16 protein-coding genes and 4 pseudogenes are annotated in these 17,178 nt (G+C 70.4%); 13 read left to right on the forward strand and 7 right to left on the reverse strand.

Going from position 1 to position 17,178, the window contains the following annotated elements; all coding sequences use genetic code 11:
• Positions 1-80: 80 nt before the first annotated feature.
• From N4G66_RS14975 to N4G66_RS14985, 3 genes and pseudogenes are all read left to right on the forward strand, one after another.
• The gene (locus tag N4G66_RS14975) at positions 81-491 is read left to right on the forward strand and encodes an arsenate-mycothiol transferase ArsC (protein WP_261704576.1); all 411 of its coding nucleotides are present in this window, start codon (positions 81-83) and stop codon (positions 489-491) included.
• Between the two features lie 111 nt (positions 492-602).
• On the forward strand, positions 603-1,022 hold the full coding sequence (locus N4G66_RS14980; protein ID WP_261704577.1) for an arsenate reductase ArsC: 420 nt from the start codon (positions 603-605) through the stop codon (positions 1,020-1,022).
• A gap of 32 nt (positions 1,023-1,054) precedes the next feature.
• Positions 1,055-1,312: pseudogene (locus N4G66_RS14985) on the forward strand (FAD-dependent oxidoreductase); the annotation flags it as partial.
• A 486-nt stretch (positions 1,313-1,798) separates the two neighbouring features.
• Here N4G66_RS14985 and N4G66_RS14990 read toward each other — a convergent pair.
• Both N4G66_RS14990 and N4G66_RS14995 read right to left on the reverse strand, forming a co-directional pair.
• The gene (locus N4G66_RS14990) at positions 1,799-2,689 is read right to left on the reverse strand and encodes a prohibitin family protein (RefSeq protein WP_261704578.1); all 891 of its coding nucleotides are present in this window, start codon (positions 2,687-2,689) and stop codon (positions 1,799-1,801) included.
• Between the two features lie 225 nt (positions 2,690-2,914).
• Complete coding sequence (locus N4G66_RS14995) at positions 2,915-4,714, reverse strand: serine/threonine-protein kinase (RefSeq protein ID WP_261704579.1); 1,800 nt, start codon at positions 4,712-4,714, stop codon at positions 2,915-2,917.
• A 430-nt stretch (positions 4,715-5,144) separates the two neighbouring features.
• On the opposite strand from N4G66_RS14995, the pseudogene N4G66_RS15000 reads away from it, so the two are divergent.
• A pseudogene (locus N4G66_RS15000) lies at positions 5,145-5,249 on the forward strand (IS481 family transposase); the annotation flags it as partial.
• 97 nt (positions 5,250-5,346) lie between these two features.
• On the opposite strand, the gene N4G66_RS15005 reads toward N4G66_RS15000, so the two are convergent.
• The 3 genes and pseudogenes from N4G66_RS15005 to N4G66_RS15015 form a co-directional block, all read right to left on the reverse strand.
• Positions 5,347-5,865 (reverse strand): nuclear transport factor 2 family protein, encoded by a 519-nt coding sequence (locus N4G66_RS15005; RefSeq protein WP_261704580.1) that lies wholly within the window; start codon positions 5,863-5,865, stop codon positions 5,347-5,349.
• A gap of 349 nt (positions 5,866-6,214) precedes the next feature.
• A complete protein-coding gene (locus N4G66_RS15010) occupies positions 6,215-7,042 on the reverse strand; it encodes a hypothetical protein (RefSeq protein ID WP_261704581.1) in 828 nt (275 codons plus the stop codon).
• Positions 7,043-7,352: 310 nt separating this feature from the next.
• Positions 7,353-7,854, reverse strand: a pseudogene (locus tag N4G66_RS15015) (diaminopimelate decarboxylase); the annotation flags it as partial.
• A 128-nt stretch (positions 7,855-7,982) separates the two neighbouring features.
• Between N4G66_RS15015 and N4G66_RS15020 the strand changes: the two are divergent.
• The 3 genes from N4G66_RS15020 (at position 7,983) to N4G66_RS15030 (ending at position 10,256) form a co-directional block, all read left to right on the forward strand.
• Complete coding sequence (locus N4G66_RS15020; protein ID WP_261704582.1) at positions 7,983-8,798, forward strand: AIM24 family protein; 816 nt, start codon at positions 7,983-7,985, stop codon at positions 8,796-8,798.
• Positions 8,799-8,990: 192 nt separating this feature from the next.
• Complete coding sequence (locus N4G66_RS15025) at positions 8,991-9,599, forward strand: dihydrofolate reductase family protein (RefSeq protein WP_261704583.1); 609 nt, start codon at positions 8,991-8,993, stop codon at positions 9,597-9,599.
• 264 nt (positions 9,600-9,863) lie between these two features.
• On the forward strand, positions 9,864-10,256 hold the full coding sequence (locus N4G66_RS15030) for a ribonuclease domain-containing protein (RefSeq protein ID WP_261704584.1): 393 nt from the start codon (positions 9,864-9,866) through the stop codon (positions 10,254-10,256).
• A gap of 149 nt (positions 10,257-10,405) precedes the next feature.
• On the opposite strand, the gene N4G66_RS15035 is transcribed toward N4G66_RS15030, so the two are convergent.
• Entirely contained in the window at positions 10,406-10,612 is a 207-nt protein-coding gene (locus N4G66_RS15035) for a hypothetical protein (RefSeq protein ID WP_261704585.1), read from the reverse strand.
• A gap of 177 nt (positions 10,613-10,789) precedes the next feature.
• Between N4G66_RS15035 and N4G66_RS15040 the strand changes: the two genes are divergently transcribed.
• The 4 genes from N4G66_RS15040 (at position 10,790) to N4G66_RS15055 (ending at position 14,695) form a co-directional block, all read left to right on the forward strand.
• Positions 10,790-12,064, forward strand: coding sequence for a sensor histidine kinase (locus N4G66_RS15040; protein WP_261704586.1), 1,275 nt, complete (start codon positions 10,790-10,792; stop codon positions 12,062-12,064).
• A gap of 218 nt (positions 12,065-12,282) precedes the next feature.
• Positions 12,283-12,954 (forward strand): response regulator, encoded by a 672-nt coding sequence (locus N4G66_RS15045; RefSeq protein ID WP_261704587.1) that lies wholly within the window; start codon positions 12,283-12,285, stop codon positions 12,952-12,954.
• Positions 12,955-12,996: 42 nt separating this feature from the next.
• Positions 12,997-14,172 (forward strand): cytochrome P450 family protein, encoded by a 1,176-nt coding sequence (locus N4G66_RS15050; RefSeq protein WP_261704588.1) that lies wholly within the window; start codon positions 12,997-12,999, stop codon positions 14,170-14,172.
• Positions 14,173-14,203: 31 nt separating this feature from the next.
• Positions 14,204-14,695 (forward strand): hypothetical protein, encoded by a 492-nt coding sequence (locus N4G66_RS15055; protein WP_261704589.1) that lies wholly within the window; start codon positions 14,204-14,206, stop codon positions 14,693-14,695.
• 217 nt (positions 14,696-14,912) lie between these two features.
• Here the strand turns inward: N4G66_RS15055 and N4G66_RS15060 are convergent, their stop codons facing one another.
• Positions 14,913-15,926, reverse strand: a complete 1,014-nt coding sequence (locus N4G66_RS15060) for a Gfo/Idh/MocA family protein (RefSeq protein WP_261704590.1) — start codon at positions 15,924-15,926, stop codon at positions 14,913-14,915.
• Positions 15,927-16,054: 128 nt separating this feature from the next.
• On the opposite strand from N4G66_RS15060, the gene N4G66_RS15065 reads away from it, so the two are divergent.
• On the forward strand, positions 16,055-16,792 hold the full coding sequence (locus N4G66_RS15065; protein ID WP_261704626.1) for a GntR family transcriptional regulator: 738 nt from the start codon (positions 16,055-16,057) through the stop codon (positions 16,790-16,792).
• A 41-nt stretch (positions 16,793-16,833) separates the two neighbouring features.
• Positions 16,834-17,172, forward strand: a pseudogene (locus tag N4G66_RS15070) (hypothetical protein); the annotation flags it as partial.
• Positions 17,173-17,178: the final 6 nt, after the last annotated feature.

The raw sequence follows: 17,178 nt of genomic DNA on the forward strand, positions 1-17,178 counted from the left end.
CACCTCGCCGCCGAGAGGCTCGACGCACTCGCCCGCGTGCAGGGGGCGCCTGGTGTCGGTCTGCCCCGTGTGCTGTTCGTGTGCAGCCTCCCCCACGTTCGAACAACCTCGCGCGGGGGACCCCCACCGCGGGCCGCTCGCAGATGGCCGCCGCCCTTCTCGCGCACCGCGCCGGCGGCCATGTCGTCGTCTCCTCAGCCGGTACGCACCCTGCCACCGAGGTCGGGACCGTCGTCGCGCAGGTTCTGGCCGAGGCCGGAGCGGACGTCACGGACGCCTGTCCCGAGCCGCTGACCGACGAGGTCGTGCGGGCCGCCGACATCGTCATCACGATGGGGTGCGGGGACGCGTGCCCGGTCGTGCCCGGCCGCCGCTACCTGGACTGGCCCGTGACGGACCCCGAGGGCGCACCGATCGCCGTCGTCCGCGGAATCCGCGACGAGATCGACACCCGTATCACCGAACTGCTCGACTCCATGCGGATCACCTGAACTTCCCATCCCGCACCATCCGCTCAACCCGCTCAACCCGCTCAACCCGCTCAACCCGCACCATCCGCTCAACCCGCACCATCCGCTCGATCACTCGCAAAGGAAGCACCGATGTCCTCCAGCCCGCTCGCCTCCGTCCTGTTCGTCTGTGTCCACAACGCCGGGCGCTCGCAGATGGCCGCCGGATTCCTGAACCACCTCGCGGGCGACCGGATCGAGGTCCGCTCCGCCGGCTCGATCCCGGGCGACCAGGTCAACCCCGCCGCCGTCGAGGCCATGAAGGAAGTCGGCGTCGACATCGCCGACGCCAAGCCGAAGATCCTCACCACCGAGGCCGTCCAGGCCTCCGACTACGTCATCACCATGGGCTGCGGCGACGCCTGCCCCGTCTTCCCCGGCAAGAAGTACCTCGACTGGGCGCTCGAAGACCCGGCCGGCAAGGGCGTCGAGTCGGTGCGCCCGATCCGGGACGAGATCAAGACCCGCATCGAGGCGCTGATCGCCGAGATCGACGCGAAGCGGGAGGCGTGACGTCCGTGACGGGCACCGGCATGCGCGAGGTCATCGCCATCGGCCACGACCCGCGCGCCGAACTGTTCAACGGCCGGCTCGACTTGGACGACGACGGCTGTCTCAAGGTCCAGTCCCCTTCCACCCGTACTGACGTCCCCGGGGTCTACGGTGCCGGCGACGTCGTCGACCGCACCTACCGCCAGGCCATCACCGCCGCAGCCGGCGGATGCGCAGCCGCCCTCGACGCCGAGCGTTACCTTGCTGCCCGAGCAGCGGGCGAACCGGAGCTGGTCGCCGTCAGCGCATAGGACAGGACGCCACCCCGCAGCCTGCTGATCGTGCAGTGAGGAGGCTCTGCCCCAGTACCTGGGCAGAGCCTTCAGACGATGAGCTCGACCAAGACGCGAGCCCGAAGGCGGGCGTGCCAACCGCATTCGATCTCGGCCCGGTGGGATCGCGGTTCACCGCACGCACGGGTGCCGTGGGCGGCTGCCGGTCGTCACCGCTGTCTGTGGTCGTTGATGTCAGCGGAACAGCTCCGGCACGGGCAGACCTGGAGCGGCTCGTCCCGGCCGGTCGGCCCAACCCCGCCGGACATGCCGTCCGGCACACTTCCACAGTGACCGGCAGGTCCGCCGGCCTTCGCCCTCCCGCTCGGAGAGAACGAAGGAGCCGGACGTCATGGGCTGCCGACCGCACTTAGGACAGACCGGGCCGTCACTGATTGTGCGGGGCTCATGACACCCATCACGCCCATCACACCCAGAACGAGGCAAGCGTTGCCTGCGGCGGCATCAGTTCTTGCCGCTGTCCACGATGACCGGCGTGCCGTTCGAGTCCGTACCGCACGGCACCGCGTACACCGGGTGGGCCTTCGCAGCCTCCTTGTACGCCTCAAGGCACTGGTTGTACAGCACCTTGTCGCTCAGAGACCGCCCGATGATCTTGTTGGCACGGGCGATGCCCTCCGCCTCGATCCGCTTGCGCTCCGCCTCCGCTTTGGCCGTACGCGCCGCCTCGGTGGCCCGCTCGGTGGCCTGCTCCTGCTGGATCTTCTTGTCGATCTGGTCCTGCAGCTTCTCCGACGGCCTCACATTGCGCAGGTTGACGGAAGTGACGTCGATGCCGCGCGGCGCCAGTCGCTCCTTGACGAGGCCGGCGATCTCCGAGCTGATCTGCTCGCGGGCGGATGCGTAACCCTCCTCGCTGGTGTGCTTCGCGAAGACATTGCGGATGATCTCGCGGCTGTCCGGCAACACCAGCCGCTCCTGGACGGCTTCCTCGCTGCCCGCCAGCCGGTACAGCGCGACCGCCTTGGCCGGCGCAACAGCCCACTTGATGGTGACGTCCGCATAGAGCACACCGCCCTGCGAGGAGCGGACCTCGACTACGTCCTTGCCGTTGAGGTCGAGGTCCACCGGGCGGGTGGAGAAGGACGTGACGTCGGTGAACGGTGACTTGAAGTGGATGCCCGGGACCAGCGGCGTGCCGATCCTGCCAAAGGTCACCGGCACGCCGACCTCGTAGGCACTCACGACATGGGTACAGGCGAAGGTGCCTGCCAGTACGCCCGCCACGGCGCTGAGCGCCGCCCCGAGCTTCCAGTGGCCTGCGGCAGTGCGGCCGCGGCTGACGAGAACGAGCACTACCGCAGCTATGAGCAGCAGGATGGACAGCGCGAACACAGGTATCCCCCTCCGGAAACGTTTCCGCGCCTCCTGGGGCGCGGCCCCGGCGCATCGTAGCGATCTCCGGTGCAGGGCCGCACACAGGCCGAACCGGAGGGCGTCTGAAAGCCTGTCAGCGGTCCGATCTCGTGGGGCCGGGCCGGCCGACCGGCAACGCTGTCCGGAAGGCGATTGCCCGAGCGGTCCGGGAAGCCCTGGAAGACCGTCCCAGGACGGCCGCCGCTACTTCCGCACCCACTCTGCGGGTTCGGCGTCCACGGCCATGCTGAACTGCAGCAGATGACCGTTGCGGTCGACGATGAAGAAGATCGAGTCGGGCTGACGGCAGTCCTTGCCCGCGTCCGCGGCGTACATCGCCGGGCTCAGCGCCAGCACGGGGGACACGGCGCCGACGACGAAGGCGTTGTCGCAGTTCTCCGAGCCGTCCTCCGCGGCACCCGTGGCCCAGATCTGCACCAGGCGGCCGCCGACCGGGCCCTGAGAGATCCGGAGCATCCCCTTCTCCCGGTAAGCCTTGATCGCCGGCACCCAGACGCCGGCGTACTCGTCCGGCACCGCTTTCCGCCCCCCGGCCGACCGGTAGAGCTCGGCCGTCAAGCCGCCGGACTTCCACACCAGCACGTCCCGCGACCGCACCGTGAGGGTCTGCTGCGGCAGCGGCTTGCAACGCCCCTGCGGTACCTCCGCGGTCACCTGGCCCTTGCCCACGACCAGTGAGTCGGCGTCGGCGGAGACCAGCTTGCCGCGCCCGGTGCACTGCGCATAGCCGTCGGTGTCGATGTACGCGGCGACCTTGTCGCCCGGCCGGCCCGTCGAGATGTCCAGGCGCAGCACCCGCCTCGGATAATCGACATCGCCCTTGAGTACACCCTCCCAGGCGCCGAGGAAGTCCTTCGGGACGCTCGGCCCGGTACTCCGCGACCCCGCCGCTTCGGAGGCCGAGGAATCCGAGGCGCCCGAGCGGGGCGCGGAGGGTTTCCCGTCCGCCCCGGGATCCGTGTCGCCGTCGTAATGCAGCGTCAGCGTCAGCGCCGTGCCCGTGGCCACCGCGGCGAGTGCCAGCACACCTGCGAGCCACGGTTTCCACCGCTGCCCGGGCCGTGCCGGCACCGGTGAGCCTTGCGGCGGAGTCTCCGCGGTGAGCAGCCTGGCGGCGAGCCTGCCGAGATCGGCCAGCAGTTCCGCGGGCAGCCACGGGTCGGCCGCGTCGGTGCGGGTGTGGGCGGCGATCTGCTCGGCGGTGGGCCGCTGCTGCGGGTCCTTGGCCAGACAGGCGGCAACCAGACCGGTCAGCGTGTGCGGCATCCCGGTGAGGTCCGGTTCCTCCTCGGCGATACGGAACATCAGTGCGTGCAGGCCCACTTCGGCGGAGCCGAACGGCAGCCGCCCCGTCGCCGCGTACACCAGCACCGACCCGAGACTGAACACGTCCGAGGCAGGCGTCACCCGCTGCCCGCGCACCTGCTCCGGCGACATGAAAGCGGGGGAGCCGATCACCAGCCCGGTGGAGGTGCGCAGACTGCCCGCCACGGTGTCGAGCGCCCGCGCGATGCCGAAGTCGATGACGCGCGGGCCGTCGACGGTCAGCAGGATGTTCGACGGCTTGAGGTCACGGTGCACCAGTCCGGCGCCGTGGATGGCGCGCAACGCCCGGGCGAGGCGCCCGGCCAGGGAATTCAGCGTGGCCTCGGGCAGCGGCCCGTAGTCCGAGTCGACGACCTGCTGCAGAGAGGGACCGGGCACGTACTCCGTGGCCACCCAGGGTGCGGCGGCCTCGGTGTCGGCGCCGAGCACCGGCGCCGTCCATTCGCCGCCCACCCGGTGCAGCGCGGCGACTTCCTGGCGGAACCGGGCCCGGAACTCGGGCTCTTCGGCCAGCTCCGCCTTGACCACCTTCACCGCCGCGGCCCGCCCGCCCGCGGAACGTCCAAGGAAGACCTGGCCCATACCGCCGGCGCCCAGCCTGCCGATCAGCGTGAAGTCCCCGATCTGCCGCGGATCCCCCGGCTCCAGGACGTGCATCACTGCCCCGCTCTCCCTCTGTGTTGGTTTGCTCTGCGCGGCGGCGACACTACTGGTTCGAACGTCGCTGTGCGGGTGTGCTGGAGGCCGGTGCCCCCGTGCCGCGTACGAGTCCGGACCTGGGGCCAGTCAGCCGCGGGAGGAAACCGAACGCCCGCGCCTCGCTCGTACGATGCCGGCATGGCGCGCTTTGAAGATCTCTGGCGCTCCCTGTGGGACAACGGTGGCGAGGCTGTCGTCCAGCCGGCGCTGACGGACCAGGCGATCGCGGAGGCCGAGCGGCTCTCCGTCCTCGACAGCCCGTACCTGGTCGAGGAATGGGCTTCCCGCCGACGTGATCCTCGTGTCCGCCGGCGCGCCGTGCTTCATCGGGCTCGACCACCGGGCCTGCGGCCGGCACGGCGAACCCGCGGTCGCTCGGCTCGACTTCGTGTCCCACGGTAATGCCCGGCTGACCGTTAACGGCAGGCGCCTGCTGGTCGACTGTGTCCGCTCGGGCCGTCCCGTTGCGCATGCAGCCGCCGGGACGGGCATCTGCGTTGGCGGCTGCCGTGCCCGGGTTGCACCTTCACGTGGGGCGTGGGCATCGGCCTTTCAGGCTCGTTGGTGAGTGGAGGCGCGACGCCAGGACCTCAGGAGACTTCCTTCCGCAACGACGCGATGAGGCGGTCGAGATCTCCGCGTGCCGTGTACGTGCGGATCGGGTCGATGTAGTCGCGTGACTCGATGATCCGACCGTCCCGGACACGCATGACGAAGACGCAGGGCACCTTGGCCATGGAGTCGTCCGGCAACGTGAACTCATAGGCGAACTCGGCGACGATCACTTCAGGATCGGCGGTCTCGTGAACGACGACATCGACGACCCGTCTCTTCGGCAAGGACTCCCGGACTTCCGGCGGCACCGTGAAGTGTTCCTGCAGTGCAAGCCGACTCGTCAACGGCTCGGACTCCGGCGTCGCCATCGGATGCCGGACATCGGTGACCTCGCCGTACAGGTCAGGCAACTCGTTCAAGTTCCCGTCGGCGACCCCATGAACAAGCCGGAGAAACACCTCGCGCGGACTCGGACTCACAAGACCTCCCCATGTGATACGCACAGGCGGCCAGCGATCATTATCGCCTGTGCTGATTCGCTCCGGGCCTGCCACGGCGCGGCCAACTCCTCTGTCAAACCGGCGAGATGCCCACGTGAGACACCTGTGAAGGCAGGATGGGACAAGGCCGCACAGGCCCACTTCCTGGTCACACTCGAAGAACCCGTTCAAGGGTGACTTCACCGAGCGGAGCCGCGAGGGCGCGAAGACGGCCGTGGTGAACCTGGACGTCCGCCGGCCGTGGGGTCCCCGCCGGAGCCCGGCCGAGGGCTGCGGCGGGGACCCCACGGCCGCGGGCGGCACGATGCGGGCCTGCAGCGGGCGGCGCGAGGGCCACCGCGGGGGTCCGGCGGAAGGGCGGGTCGTCCGGTCGACGGCGCCCGCACTCCCACCGGGCTCCGGGTCAGCCGAGCTTGGCGGTCTGGGCCTCGATGAGCGCGGCCGGCACGCTGTAGGCGGCCGCCTTGCCGTCGCCGGCCAGGGCCGCGAGGTTGAGCGAGTAGTACGTCGCGACGGTGCTGCCGTGACGCGCGACCTCGGCGTGCACGGTCAGCGGGGATCCCTCCGCGTCACCGGTCGCCGCGAACGCCACCGATTCGTCACCGTTCCCGGAGGCCTTCTCCCCCACGACCTTCGAGAACTTCTGCGGCTCGTCCTCGGCCGTGACGGTGAATCCGCCGCCACAGGCCTCGATGGCCGCGGAGACCGACGACATGGTCTCCTTCGCGCCGTCCCCCTCGTACGAGGAGAGCGAGACGATGGTCGTCGTCGAACCGAGAGCGTCCGTGATGGGACTCAGTGCCTTCTCGAGCTCCTCCGGCGACATGTCCTTCATGTCCTTGGTGGGTGACGCGCTTGCCTTGGCTGTCGGGTCCTCATGGGCCATGCGGCTCACGTAGGAGGCCGAGTCGCCCGGCGCGAGGCCGGTGAGGACGTACGCGAGAGGCGCGCACTTCTCGTCGACGACCTTGACGTCCTTCTTGGAGGCTGCGAACGCGTCGGCCTTGCCGGGCGTGCTGACCTTGAAGCCCTTGGCGTCGGCCGTCGTGATGATCAGTTTGCCCAGCTCGCTGTCGCCGAGGGGCTTCGTGGCGGAGGCCGAGCCCTTGCCGCTGTCCTTGTCGTCAGAACCCGACCCGGAGCCGCTGTCGGAGCAGCCGGTGACCAGGGCGAGGGAGAGAACGGACACAACCGCTGCGGCGCCGGTACGGGGCCGCGCGAATCTCTTCATTATTTCGAAAGTTCCTTCGATGGTGGGGAGTTGCAGGGGAGTCTGGGGCAAAGGTCAAAGGATCGTCAAGTCGGTTTGTCGGGAGCGGCGGACTGCTTGTCCGACGCGGTGACACTCGACCTTCGACTGCGAGCACCCATGAGGCCCCAGCGGAGAAGCGCGCCTCGCGGGCCAACCGCAAGCCCCAAGTGACGCCAGAACAAGCCGACATCGCGGACTCGGTCGGATGGTGACGCCCACAGTCACATCGAAATGGCTTCCGCAGGGACGCGCATGACCATTCGTCATGCGCCCGTACCGCCGCCACCTACGGCTTGGTGGTGGCAACCTGCGAGCCGATGTGGCAGTGCGGGCCGACGAGTTCGAGGTGCGCCTGGTCGAGAATCCGGGTGACGGCGTGCCGCGCGGAGCCGTCCGTGAGCGACCGGCCGAACTTCTGGTCGTCGGCGCCCGTGCGACCTCGATGTGCCCGCCGGGCGTGATGCCGGGCACCACGCGGACCATGACCGGCTGGCGGCTGGCGGCTGGCGGCTCTCGGCTCTCGGTGGGGATGATCGCTGCCGACCGGGCGATCTCCGAGATGCTGTCCACGACTATGCGTCCGACGTCGAGCCGGAGGGCTGTACGGGGGTCCTCGGGTTCTTGGCGTTGCCGTGCAGCACGATCTTCTCCGGCAGGAAGCCGGTGGCGACGGCGAGTGCGAGTTCCCCGGCGCAACAGACGTCCAGACCGAGTCCCTCTGCCTGGACCCGCTGAGCCCTGGTCCGGCACAGGAACGCCTGGACCGCGCAGACAATGCCGGCGTCGGGGAACTCCGGCATCACCTCCGTCGCACCGCCAAGATCCTCAAGGGGCACCGCCCTCGCCCGGAGCCGCACCGGGATCCACCTGTCACCCGCCGGGCCGGAACTCTTCGCTCCGTCTCCCTCGTTCTTTCGGTGTGACTCTTCAGCAAGAAATCGTCGGCAACGCCATGCAGATGGTGGTCGTCAACCTGCGCCTCGGCCAGACCGTGTACTGCGAAGCGGGAAAGTTCCTGTTCAAGACGACCAACGTGACCATGGAGACGCGGCTGTCCGGGCCGCCGGGCGGCGCCGGCGCCGCCCGGCAGGGCGGTGGCGCCGGCATGGGCGGCATGCTGCGCCAGGCCGTGGGTACCGCCATGCAGGCCGGCCAGCGCGCCCTCGCGGGCGAGTCGCTGGCGTTCCAGTACTTCACGTCGACGGGCGGCGAGGGCACCGTCGGTTTCGCGGGTGTGCTGCCCGGTGAGATGCGCGCTCTGGAGCTCGACGGCACACGCGCGTGGTTCGCCGAGAAGGACGCCTTTGTCGCGGCGGAATCGACCGTGCAGTTCGGCATCGCCTTCCAGGGCGGCCGGACCGGGCGCAGCGGCGGCGAGGGATTCGTCCTGGAGAAGTTCACCGGGCACGGCACGGTGATCATCGCGGGCGCGGGCAACTTCATCGATCTGAACCCGGCCGACTTCGGCGGTCGCATCGAGGTCGACACGGGCTGTGTCGTCGCCTTCGAGGAGGGCATTCATTACGGCGTCCAGCGCATCGGAGGCCTCAACCGGCAGGGGCTGATGAACGCGGTCTTCGGTGGCGAGGGCCTGTCGCTGGCCACCCTGGAGGGCAACGGACGGGTGATCCTTCAGTCCCTCACCATCGAGAGCCTCGCCAACGCCCTGAGAAAGGCCCAGGGAGGCGACAAGCAGGGCCCGACGGGCGGACTCTTCTCGACCAACGAGGGGTGAACCGTCGGTCGGCCGAAGCGGGGCGACTCGTGGGCCGACGCGGTGGCGAACTCTCGACCGGCGCGGGGTGAGCCGGTCGCGTGACTGCTGAACGGACGCCGGGCGGCTCTGCCGCGGGACCGATGAGTTGCGGGCGCCGGTGGGGTCTGCCCTGATGACAGCAGACCCCACCTCAAGGAAGCAGGCACCGTCATGGGCAAGCTCACCCTCACCGCTTTCGTCACTCTCGACGGAGTCCACCAGGCGCCGGGCGGTCCGGAGGAGGACAAGAGCGGCGGCTTCGATCACGGCGGCTGGAGCGTTCCCTACGGCGACGAGGACTTCGGGCGCTTCGTCACCGACGGCTTCTCCCGCGTGGACGCCTTCCTGCTCGGCAGGCGCACGTACGAGATCTTCGCGGGCTACTGGCCGAAGATCACCGACCCGGACAACCTGATCGCCTCCAAGCTGAACGCGCTGCCCAAGTACGTCCCCTCCTCCACGCTCACGGAGCCCGCCTGGCAGGGTACGACCGTGATCACCGGCGACCTCGGCAAGGAGGTCACCGCCCTCAAGGAGCGCACCGAGGGTGAGGTGCAGATCCACGGCAGTGCCGCGCTGGCCCAGTCCCTGTTCGCGCTCGACCTGATCGACACCCTGCACCTGATGACCTTCCCGGTCGTGCTCGGCGCGGGTCGCCGCCTCTTCGCCGAGGGTGCCGTGCCCACCGCGTTCCGGCACGCCGGCGGCACGACCACCGGCGCGGGCGTCGCCATCCACACGTACGAGCGCGAAGGCCGCCCCACGTACGGCAGCTACTAGGCGTATCGCCCGCCCGCTGCCCGCTGCCCGCTGCCCGCCGCCCGCCGCCCGGCAGTGAGCCGCCGTGGGTCGTTCCGGCAGGGATCGCACCCGGCGGTGAACGTCTCGGGCGACGGGCCAGGTGGGCGGTGTCGCGGTGCTTGTGGGGGCCGTGTGCGGGCGCCGCGCGACAAGTTAACTCCCGGAAAATTCATCGGACTCGGCGGGAGAAATCAACGTCCTTGACATTGACATGTCATAGTCTACGCGCGTCATTCTAAGTCCATGAGATTCCCCCCACGAACCACCCGCATCGGCGCCCTCGTGGCCCTCATGTCCGCCCTGCTCGTCGGCGGCACCGCCGTGGCTCCGGCCAACGCGGCGGCGACCGCCGTCGGCAGCATCTGTTACAGCGCGCTGCCGTCCCAGGCGTACGACACGCTGGACCTGATCGACTCGGGAGGTCCCTTCCCGTACTCGCAGGACGGGGCGGTCTTCCAGAACCGGGAGGGTGTCCTGCCCTCCCAGTCCACCGGGTACTACCACGAGTACACGGTCATCACGCCCGGATCCTCGACGCGTGGTGCCCGTCGCATCGTGACCGGCAAGAAGACCCTGGAGGACTACTACACCTCGGACCACTACGTCACGTTCAAGCTGGTCAACTTCGGTTGCTGAACCGCGAGTGATCAACGGCTTCGCTGCGATCCGCCGTGATGTGCTGCGATCCGTTGTGACCGAAGTGAATCCGCTGTGGGTTCGTCGCGATCGGTCGTGATCGGTCGTGATCGGACGGTGGCCGGGGCAGCCGGAGGGCCGGTCCGGGTTCACCCGGGCCTCCGGCTCGCCGCGGCCGCGAAGAGCGCGACCGCCAGTACGAGCAGCGTGGCGCTCGCGTAGATCTCGTGACCGTCGAGGAAACCGAGCCGCTGCCCGAGTCCCCACCCGTGCGGTTCGCCGGTGATCTCCTGGACCAGACCGAGGACGCCCTGAACGAGGGCGACGAAACCGAGCACCTCCAGCAACTGCTTCATGCGACGACCCTCGCCCCGCGGACCCCCCGAGTACATCGGCCGCGGGGCGAGGCATGTCCGACCGAAGTCGCGGGCGTCGCGCCCTCGGCCGACGAAAGTCCGAGGCGGCCCGACTTTGGTCGGTGATGGGGCTCGCGGGGAGGTGGCGGCGGGTTCGGCTGCGTAGATTTGTCGACCGTGAGTGGTGACAATCCGGCGTCTGCGCCGCGTGACGTTCCGGCGCCGCCCCTGCCCGGCAGGCGCTGGCTGCTGCCGTCGGCCGTGGCCGCGGAACTCGACCCCGACGCCGAACGCGCGGGGCCCTCCGGCCGGCCGCGGCGCACCGTGCGCGACTGGGTCGTCGACTTCGGCTGCTTCCTGCTGGCCGTCGCCATCGGAGTCGCGGCCGCGAACACCGTGACCGACGACCCGAACATCCCGCACGGCCTCGCCGTCGCCGACCAACTGCTCGGCGCACTCGCCTGCGCGGCGGTCTGGCTGCGCCGACGGTGGCCGCTGGGCCTCGCCGTCGCCATGATCCCGGTCGGACTGGTCTCGAACACGGCGGGCGGTGCGGGTCTGGTCGCCCTCTTCACCCTCGCCGTGCACCGGCCCTTCCGGTACGTGGCCTGCGTCGCCGGTATCCAGCTCGCGCTGCTCCCGGCGTTCTTCTGGCTGCGGCCCGACCCCGACCTGCCGTACCTCGCCGCCCTCGCCGTCACCGCGCTGCTCACCTCCGCGGTGGTCGGCTGGGGCATGTTCGTACGGTCCAAGCGCCAGCTCATGCTGAGTCTGCGGGACCGCGCGCGGCGGGCCGAGACAGAAGCGGCGCTGCGGGCCGAGCAGGCGCAGCGGCTCGCCCGTGAGGCGATCGCGCGCGAGATGCACGACGTGCTCGCCCACCGGCTCACGCTGCTGAGCGTGCACGCGGGAGCACTGGAGTTCCGGCCCGACGCTCCCCGGGAGGAGGTCGCCAGGGCCGCGGGGGTCATCCGGGAGAGTGCGCACGAGGCCTTGCAGGATCTGCGCGAGATCATCGGGGTGCTGCGGGCCGGGGAATCCGACGACGCGGGGCGGCCGCAACCGACGCTCGCGGCGCTCGACGGGCTGGTCGCCGAGTCACGCTCGGCGGGCGCGAAGGTCGTTCTCGACAACCGTGTCACCGACCCGGCCGCCGTGCCCGCGTCCGTCGGCCGCACCGCGTACCGCATCGCCCAGGAGGGGTTGACGAACGCCCGCAAGCACGCGCCGGGAGCGGAGGTCACGGTGACGCTCCGGGGGGCCGCCGGAGACGGCCTGACCGTGACCGTCGCCCATCCGGCGCCGCCCGGTCCGGTGCCGAAGGTGCCGGGGTCCGGACAGGGGCTGATCGGGCTGACGGAACGGGCGACGCTGGCGGGCGGGCGGCTTGAGCACGGGGCGGTGGCGGGTGGGGGGTTTCGGATTCGGGCGTGGTTGCCGTGGGGTGCGTGAGGGTTCGCGTGCGGCCGTGGGGTGCGTGAGAGTTCGCGTGCGGCCTTCGGGTGCGGGTTCGTCGCGGCCCCCGGGTGCGCGGGCGGCCGCGGGCCCCGCTCGGACCCTCCGGAGTTCGACGAGCGGGTCCGAGGCGGGTTCGAGGCGGAGCCGCAGGGTGGGCCGGGCAGGGGCGCCGGGGGCGACGAACTGCTGAGGGAGCTGGTTGGGTGGGGTTCATGACTGCGATTCGGCTGCTGCTCGTCGACGACGATCCCTTGGTGAGAGCCGGGCTGGCGCTCATGTTGGGCGGCGCCGCGGATGTCGAGATCGTCGGTGAGGCCGCCGACGGCAGTGAGGTGGAGGAACTCGTCGACCGCACCCGGCCCGACGTCGTCCTGATGGACATCAGGATGCCGGGCGTCGACGGGCTGACCGCCACCGAGCGGCTGCGCCGACGCGAGGAGGCGCCCCAGGTCGTGGTCCTGACGACCTTTCACGCCGACGAGCAGGTGCTGCGCGCGCTGCGTGCGGGCGCGGCCGGATTCGTCCTCAAGGACACACCGCCCGCGGAGATCCTGGCGGCGGTACGCCGGGTCGCGGCCGGAGACCCGGTGCTGTCGCCCACCGTCACCCGCCAGTTGATGGAGCACGCCGCGGGTTCCGCCCTCGACACCCGCAGATCCGGCGCCCGTTCACGGACGGCCGTCCTGAACGAGCGTGAGCGCGAGGTCGCCGTCGCGGTCGGCCGGGGCGGTTCGAACGCGGAGATCGCCGCCGAACTGTTCATGAGCGTCGCCACGGTCAAGACCCATGTCTCCCGCATCCTCGCCAAGCTCGGCCTCAACAACCGTGTGCAGATCGCGTTGCTGACGTACGACGCCGGAATGCTGGAGGGGGACGGGCACTGATCGGGACCCTCGCGCGTTCGATCGGTAACGGGAGGGGAAGTCGTGATCGATCTGGGGAAGTACGGAGCGCGGTTCAACGAGAACCCGCATCCGGTCTATGCCGAGTTACGCGCACTCGGTCCCGTGCACCGGGTGCGGTTGCCGCCGCCGGACGCGTCCCACGAGACCTGGCTCGTCGTCGGTCACGAGGAGGCGCGGGCCGCGCTCGCCGACCCGAGGCTCGCCAAGGACACGGACAAAATAGGGGTCACGTTCTACGACGAACAGTTGATCGGCAAGCATCTGCTGGTCGCCGACCCGCCACAGCACACCCGGCTGCGGACGCTCATCGCGGGCGAGTTCACCGGCCGGCGGGTCGCGGCACTGCGCCCGCGGATCCAGGAGATCACCGATGAGCTGCTCGATGCGATGCTGCCGAGCGGACGCGCCGACCTCGTCGAGGCGTTCGCCTATCCGCTCCCGCTGACCGTCATCTGCGAGCTGCTCGGGGTGCCCGAGCCCGACCGGGCCGCCTTCCGCGCGCTGTCCACGGAGACGGTCGCGCCCACCAGCGCCGAGAACGAGTACCAGGCCTTCGTTCAACTTGCCGCCTATCTGAGCGACTTGATCGAGGACAAGCGGTGCGCGGGTCCCACGGACGACCTGCTCAGCAGTCTCATCCGCACCACGGCGCAGGACGGTGACCGGCTCTCGTCGCAGGAACTGCGCGGCATGGCGTTCCTGCTCCTCGTCGCCGGGCACGAGACGACGGTCAACCTGATCTCCGGCGCGGTCCGGGCCCTGCTCGGGCACCCCGACCAACTCGCGTCGGTGCGGGCGGACATGACACTCCTCGACGGCGCCATCGAGGAAACCCTGCGCTACGAGGGGCCGGTGGAGAACGCGACCTTCCGCTATGCCCTGGAGCCGCTGGACATCGGTGGCACGGCGATCGCGTCCGGGGAAGAGGTGATGATCGGCCTCACCGCGGCCGACCGTGACGGCGTGCGGTATCCGGCGCCCGACCGCTTCGACATCCGGCGCGAGACCCGCGGCCATCTCGCCTTCGGGCACGGCATCCACTACTGTCTGGGCGCGCCGCTGGCCCGGCTCGAAGCCCAAGTGGCTCTCCGCTCACTGCTGGAGCGGTGCCCGGACCTGGCGCTCGACGGACCGCCGAGCGGCTGGCTGCCCGGCATGCTGATGCGAGGCGTGCGCCGTATGCCGGTGCGCTGGTGAGCGGCCCGGTGCCGCGTGAGGAGCGTCGACCGTGCTGCGTACGGCGGAGATCACCGCGGAGCTGACCGGCCTGGAGGACTCCCACCAGCTCTATTGGCGCTCCCGGTTGGAGTTCAGCCTCGACTGCTTCATCTGTGAACGGACCGGTCGGACGACGGTGTTCGAGCGCGGGGCCGAACAGGCACTGTGCTCCGGCAGCCGCAGTGGATTCAAGCGCCACCACACCGCCGCCAGGATCGCGGGGTTCGACACGACGAGCGGCCGCGAGCGGCTGGCGGTCCGGGCCCTGGTCGACTTCTGGTGGGCGCCCTTCACCGATACCCGGGACGGCCGGAAGGCCGCCGCGCCCACCAGCCACCCCTGGGTGCGGTTGTATCTCGCCTATCACTGCCCGGAGGCGAAGGAGTCGGGCACCGACAGCATCCAGACCAACCTGGTGCGGCCGTACCGGCTGACGTGCAAGCACTGCGACCGGCTGCTCGGCGTCGACACGGAGACCCCGGCCGTACGGCTCCTCGGATGAGGGACGGCGCGGCCGGGGGTTCGTGACTGACTGGTCCGAGGTTGCAGCCGGCTGCCGGCCGTGTCGTTCCCGGGCAGCCCGGCCGTATCACCGGGCCGCCCGGCCGCACTCGTGGGTCACCGGGTCGTACGACTCGGCCGCCCAGTCCTGGTTGTGGGGCACCCGGTCGTGATCCGGGGCCTCGCGGCCGTGTTTCCGACGCCGTGCCCGCCCCGTCTCAGTGCCGGCCGCCCGGGATCTCCGCCGGTGAGACCGGGCGGCGCTCGCGCCGGGACAGCTCGCAGGCCTCGGCGATGCGCAGCGCCTCCAGTGCCTCACGGCCGTCGCAGGGGTTGGCGCGCTCGCCGCGGACCACCTCGACGAAGGCGGCGAGCTCCGCCTCGTAGGCGGGGCCGAAACGTTCCAGGAAGCCCATCCACGGCTTGTCCGCGGGCGGCGGTCCCGCCGGTTCGGTCGAGGCGATCGGCGTACGGTCGTCCAGGCCGACGGCGATCTGGTCCAGTTCGCCGGAGAGCTCCATGCGGACGTCGTAGCCCGCGCCGTTCATCCGGGTGGCGGTCGCCGTCGCGAGCATGCCGTCGTCGAACGTGAGGACGGCCGCGCCGGTGTCGATGTCACCCGCCTCGCGGAACATCGCGGGCCCGGCGTCGGAGCCGGTCGCGTACACCTGGACGACCTCGCGGCCGCTGACCCAGCGCAGCATGTCGAAGTCGTGGATCAGACAGTCGCGGTAGAGCCCGCCGGAGAGCGGGAGGTAGCCGGCCGGGGGCGGCGCCTGGTCCGAGGTCATCGCGCGTATGGTGTGCAGCCGGCCGAGCCGGCCCGAGCGCACCGCCTCGCGGGCCGCCGTGTAGCCCACGTCGAAGCGACGCTGGAAGCCCATCTGCAGAACCGTTCCGGCGGCGTCGACCTCGGTGAGCGCGGACAGCGTCGCCGCCAGGTCGAGGGCTATGGGCTTCTCGCAGAAGACCGGGAGTCCGGAGCGTGCTGCCCGACCGATCAGTTCGGAGTGCGCCGAAGTGGCGGCGGTGATGACCACCGCGTCCACACCCCAGGTGAAGATCTCGTTCACGCTGGGCGCCGCCGTCGCGCCCAGCCGGTCCGCCAGTCGCTGGGCCCGTGCGGGGTCCGCGTCCGTGACGATGAGAGAGCCGCCGACCTCACGGTGACGGCTGAGAGTGGTCGCATGAAATGTGCCGATACGACCCGCTCCGATAAGTCCGATGCGCATGGGAACAAACTGAAGGCCGACCCATCATGCTGTCAATGGTTTGTCCGGACAATCGAACTTCACAACTTCCCGTCAACATCTCCCGGAGCTACGCTCGAGCCGTGGCCAAACCAGATGTGGATCCGACCGTGTCGCTCCAGCTCAGCGTCGACCGCAGCAGCCCGGTCCCGCTCTACTTCCAGCTGTCGCAGCAACTCGAGGCGGCCATCGAGCACGGAGCACTGACCCCGGGCAGCCTCCTCGGCAACGAGATCGAGCTCGCCGCGCGGCTCGGCCTGTCCCGCCCCACGGTCCGCCAGGCCATCCAGTCCCTCGTCGACAAGGGCCTGCTCGTACGGCGCCGAGGCGTCGGCACCCAGGTCGTGCACAGCCAGGTCAAGCGCCCCCTGGAACTCAGCAGCCTCTACGACGACCTGGAATCGGCGGGCCAGCGCCCCGCGACCCAGGTGGTCCTCAACACCGTCGAGCCGGCGTCCACCGAGGTCGCGGCCGCCCTCGGGGTGGCCGAGGGCAGCGAGGTCCACCGTGTCGAGCGGCTGCGTCTCGCGCACGGTGAGCCGATGGCGTACCTCTGCAACTTCCTGCCCCCCAAGCTGCTGGAGCTCGACAGCGACCGTATGGAGGCCACCGGCCTGTACCGGCTGATGCGCGGCGCCGGCATCACCCTCCACAGCGCCCGCCAGTCCGTCGGTGCCCGCGCGGCCAGCGCGGACGAGGGCGAGCGGCTCGGTGAGCCGGCCGGGGCTCCCGTGCTCACCATGCAGCGCACCACCTTCGACGACACCGGCCGCGCCGTCGAGTTCGGCTCCCACATCTACCGCGCCTCGCGCTACTCCTTCGAGTTCCAGCTCCTCGTACGACCCTGATCTCCCTGCGACCCTGTCGCGGCCCCTTCGACGGCCGACCGCGGTATGTGGCCGCCGCACGGGCAGCCGGACTGGGTGTTGTGTTCATCACCCACAATCCGCATCACGTCTGCCGGGTCGGAGATCGTTTCGTCCTGCTGAAGCGCGGCACCATGTCGGGCAGCGACCCTCTGGACGGGATCACGCCGGACGAGCTCACCCGCCGGATGGCGGGCGGAAGCGAGCTGGACGACCTGCGGTACGAGTTCGAGAACCGTGCCGTGCGAGGGGCGCGGGGTCGTGACCCGTACGGCTCCGCAGGCCGGCCGGGACCGGCCACAGGCGGCGCACGGGTCACATACGTCCCGGCGCTTCCACGGTGCGGCCCCGGTGCGGCGTAGGGCAGA

Origin of the sequence: Streptomyces rhizosphaerihabitans (genome assembly GCF_025399795.1) — a bacterium.
Classification (GTDB): Bacteria; Actinomycetota; Actinomycetes; order Streptomycetales; family Streptomycetaceae; genus Streptomyces; species Streptomyces rhizosphaerihabitans.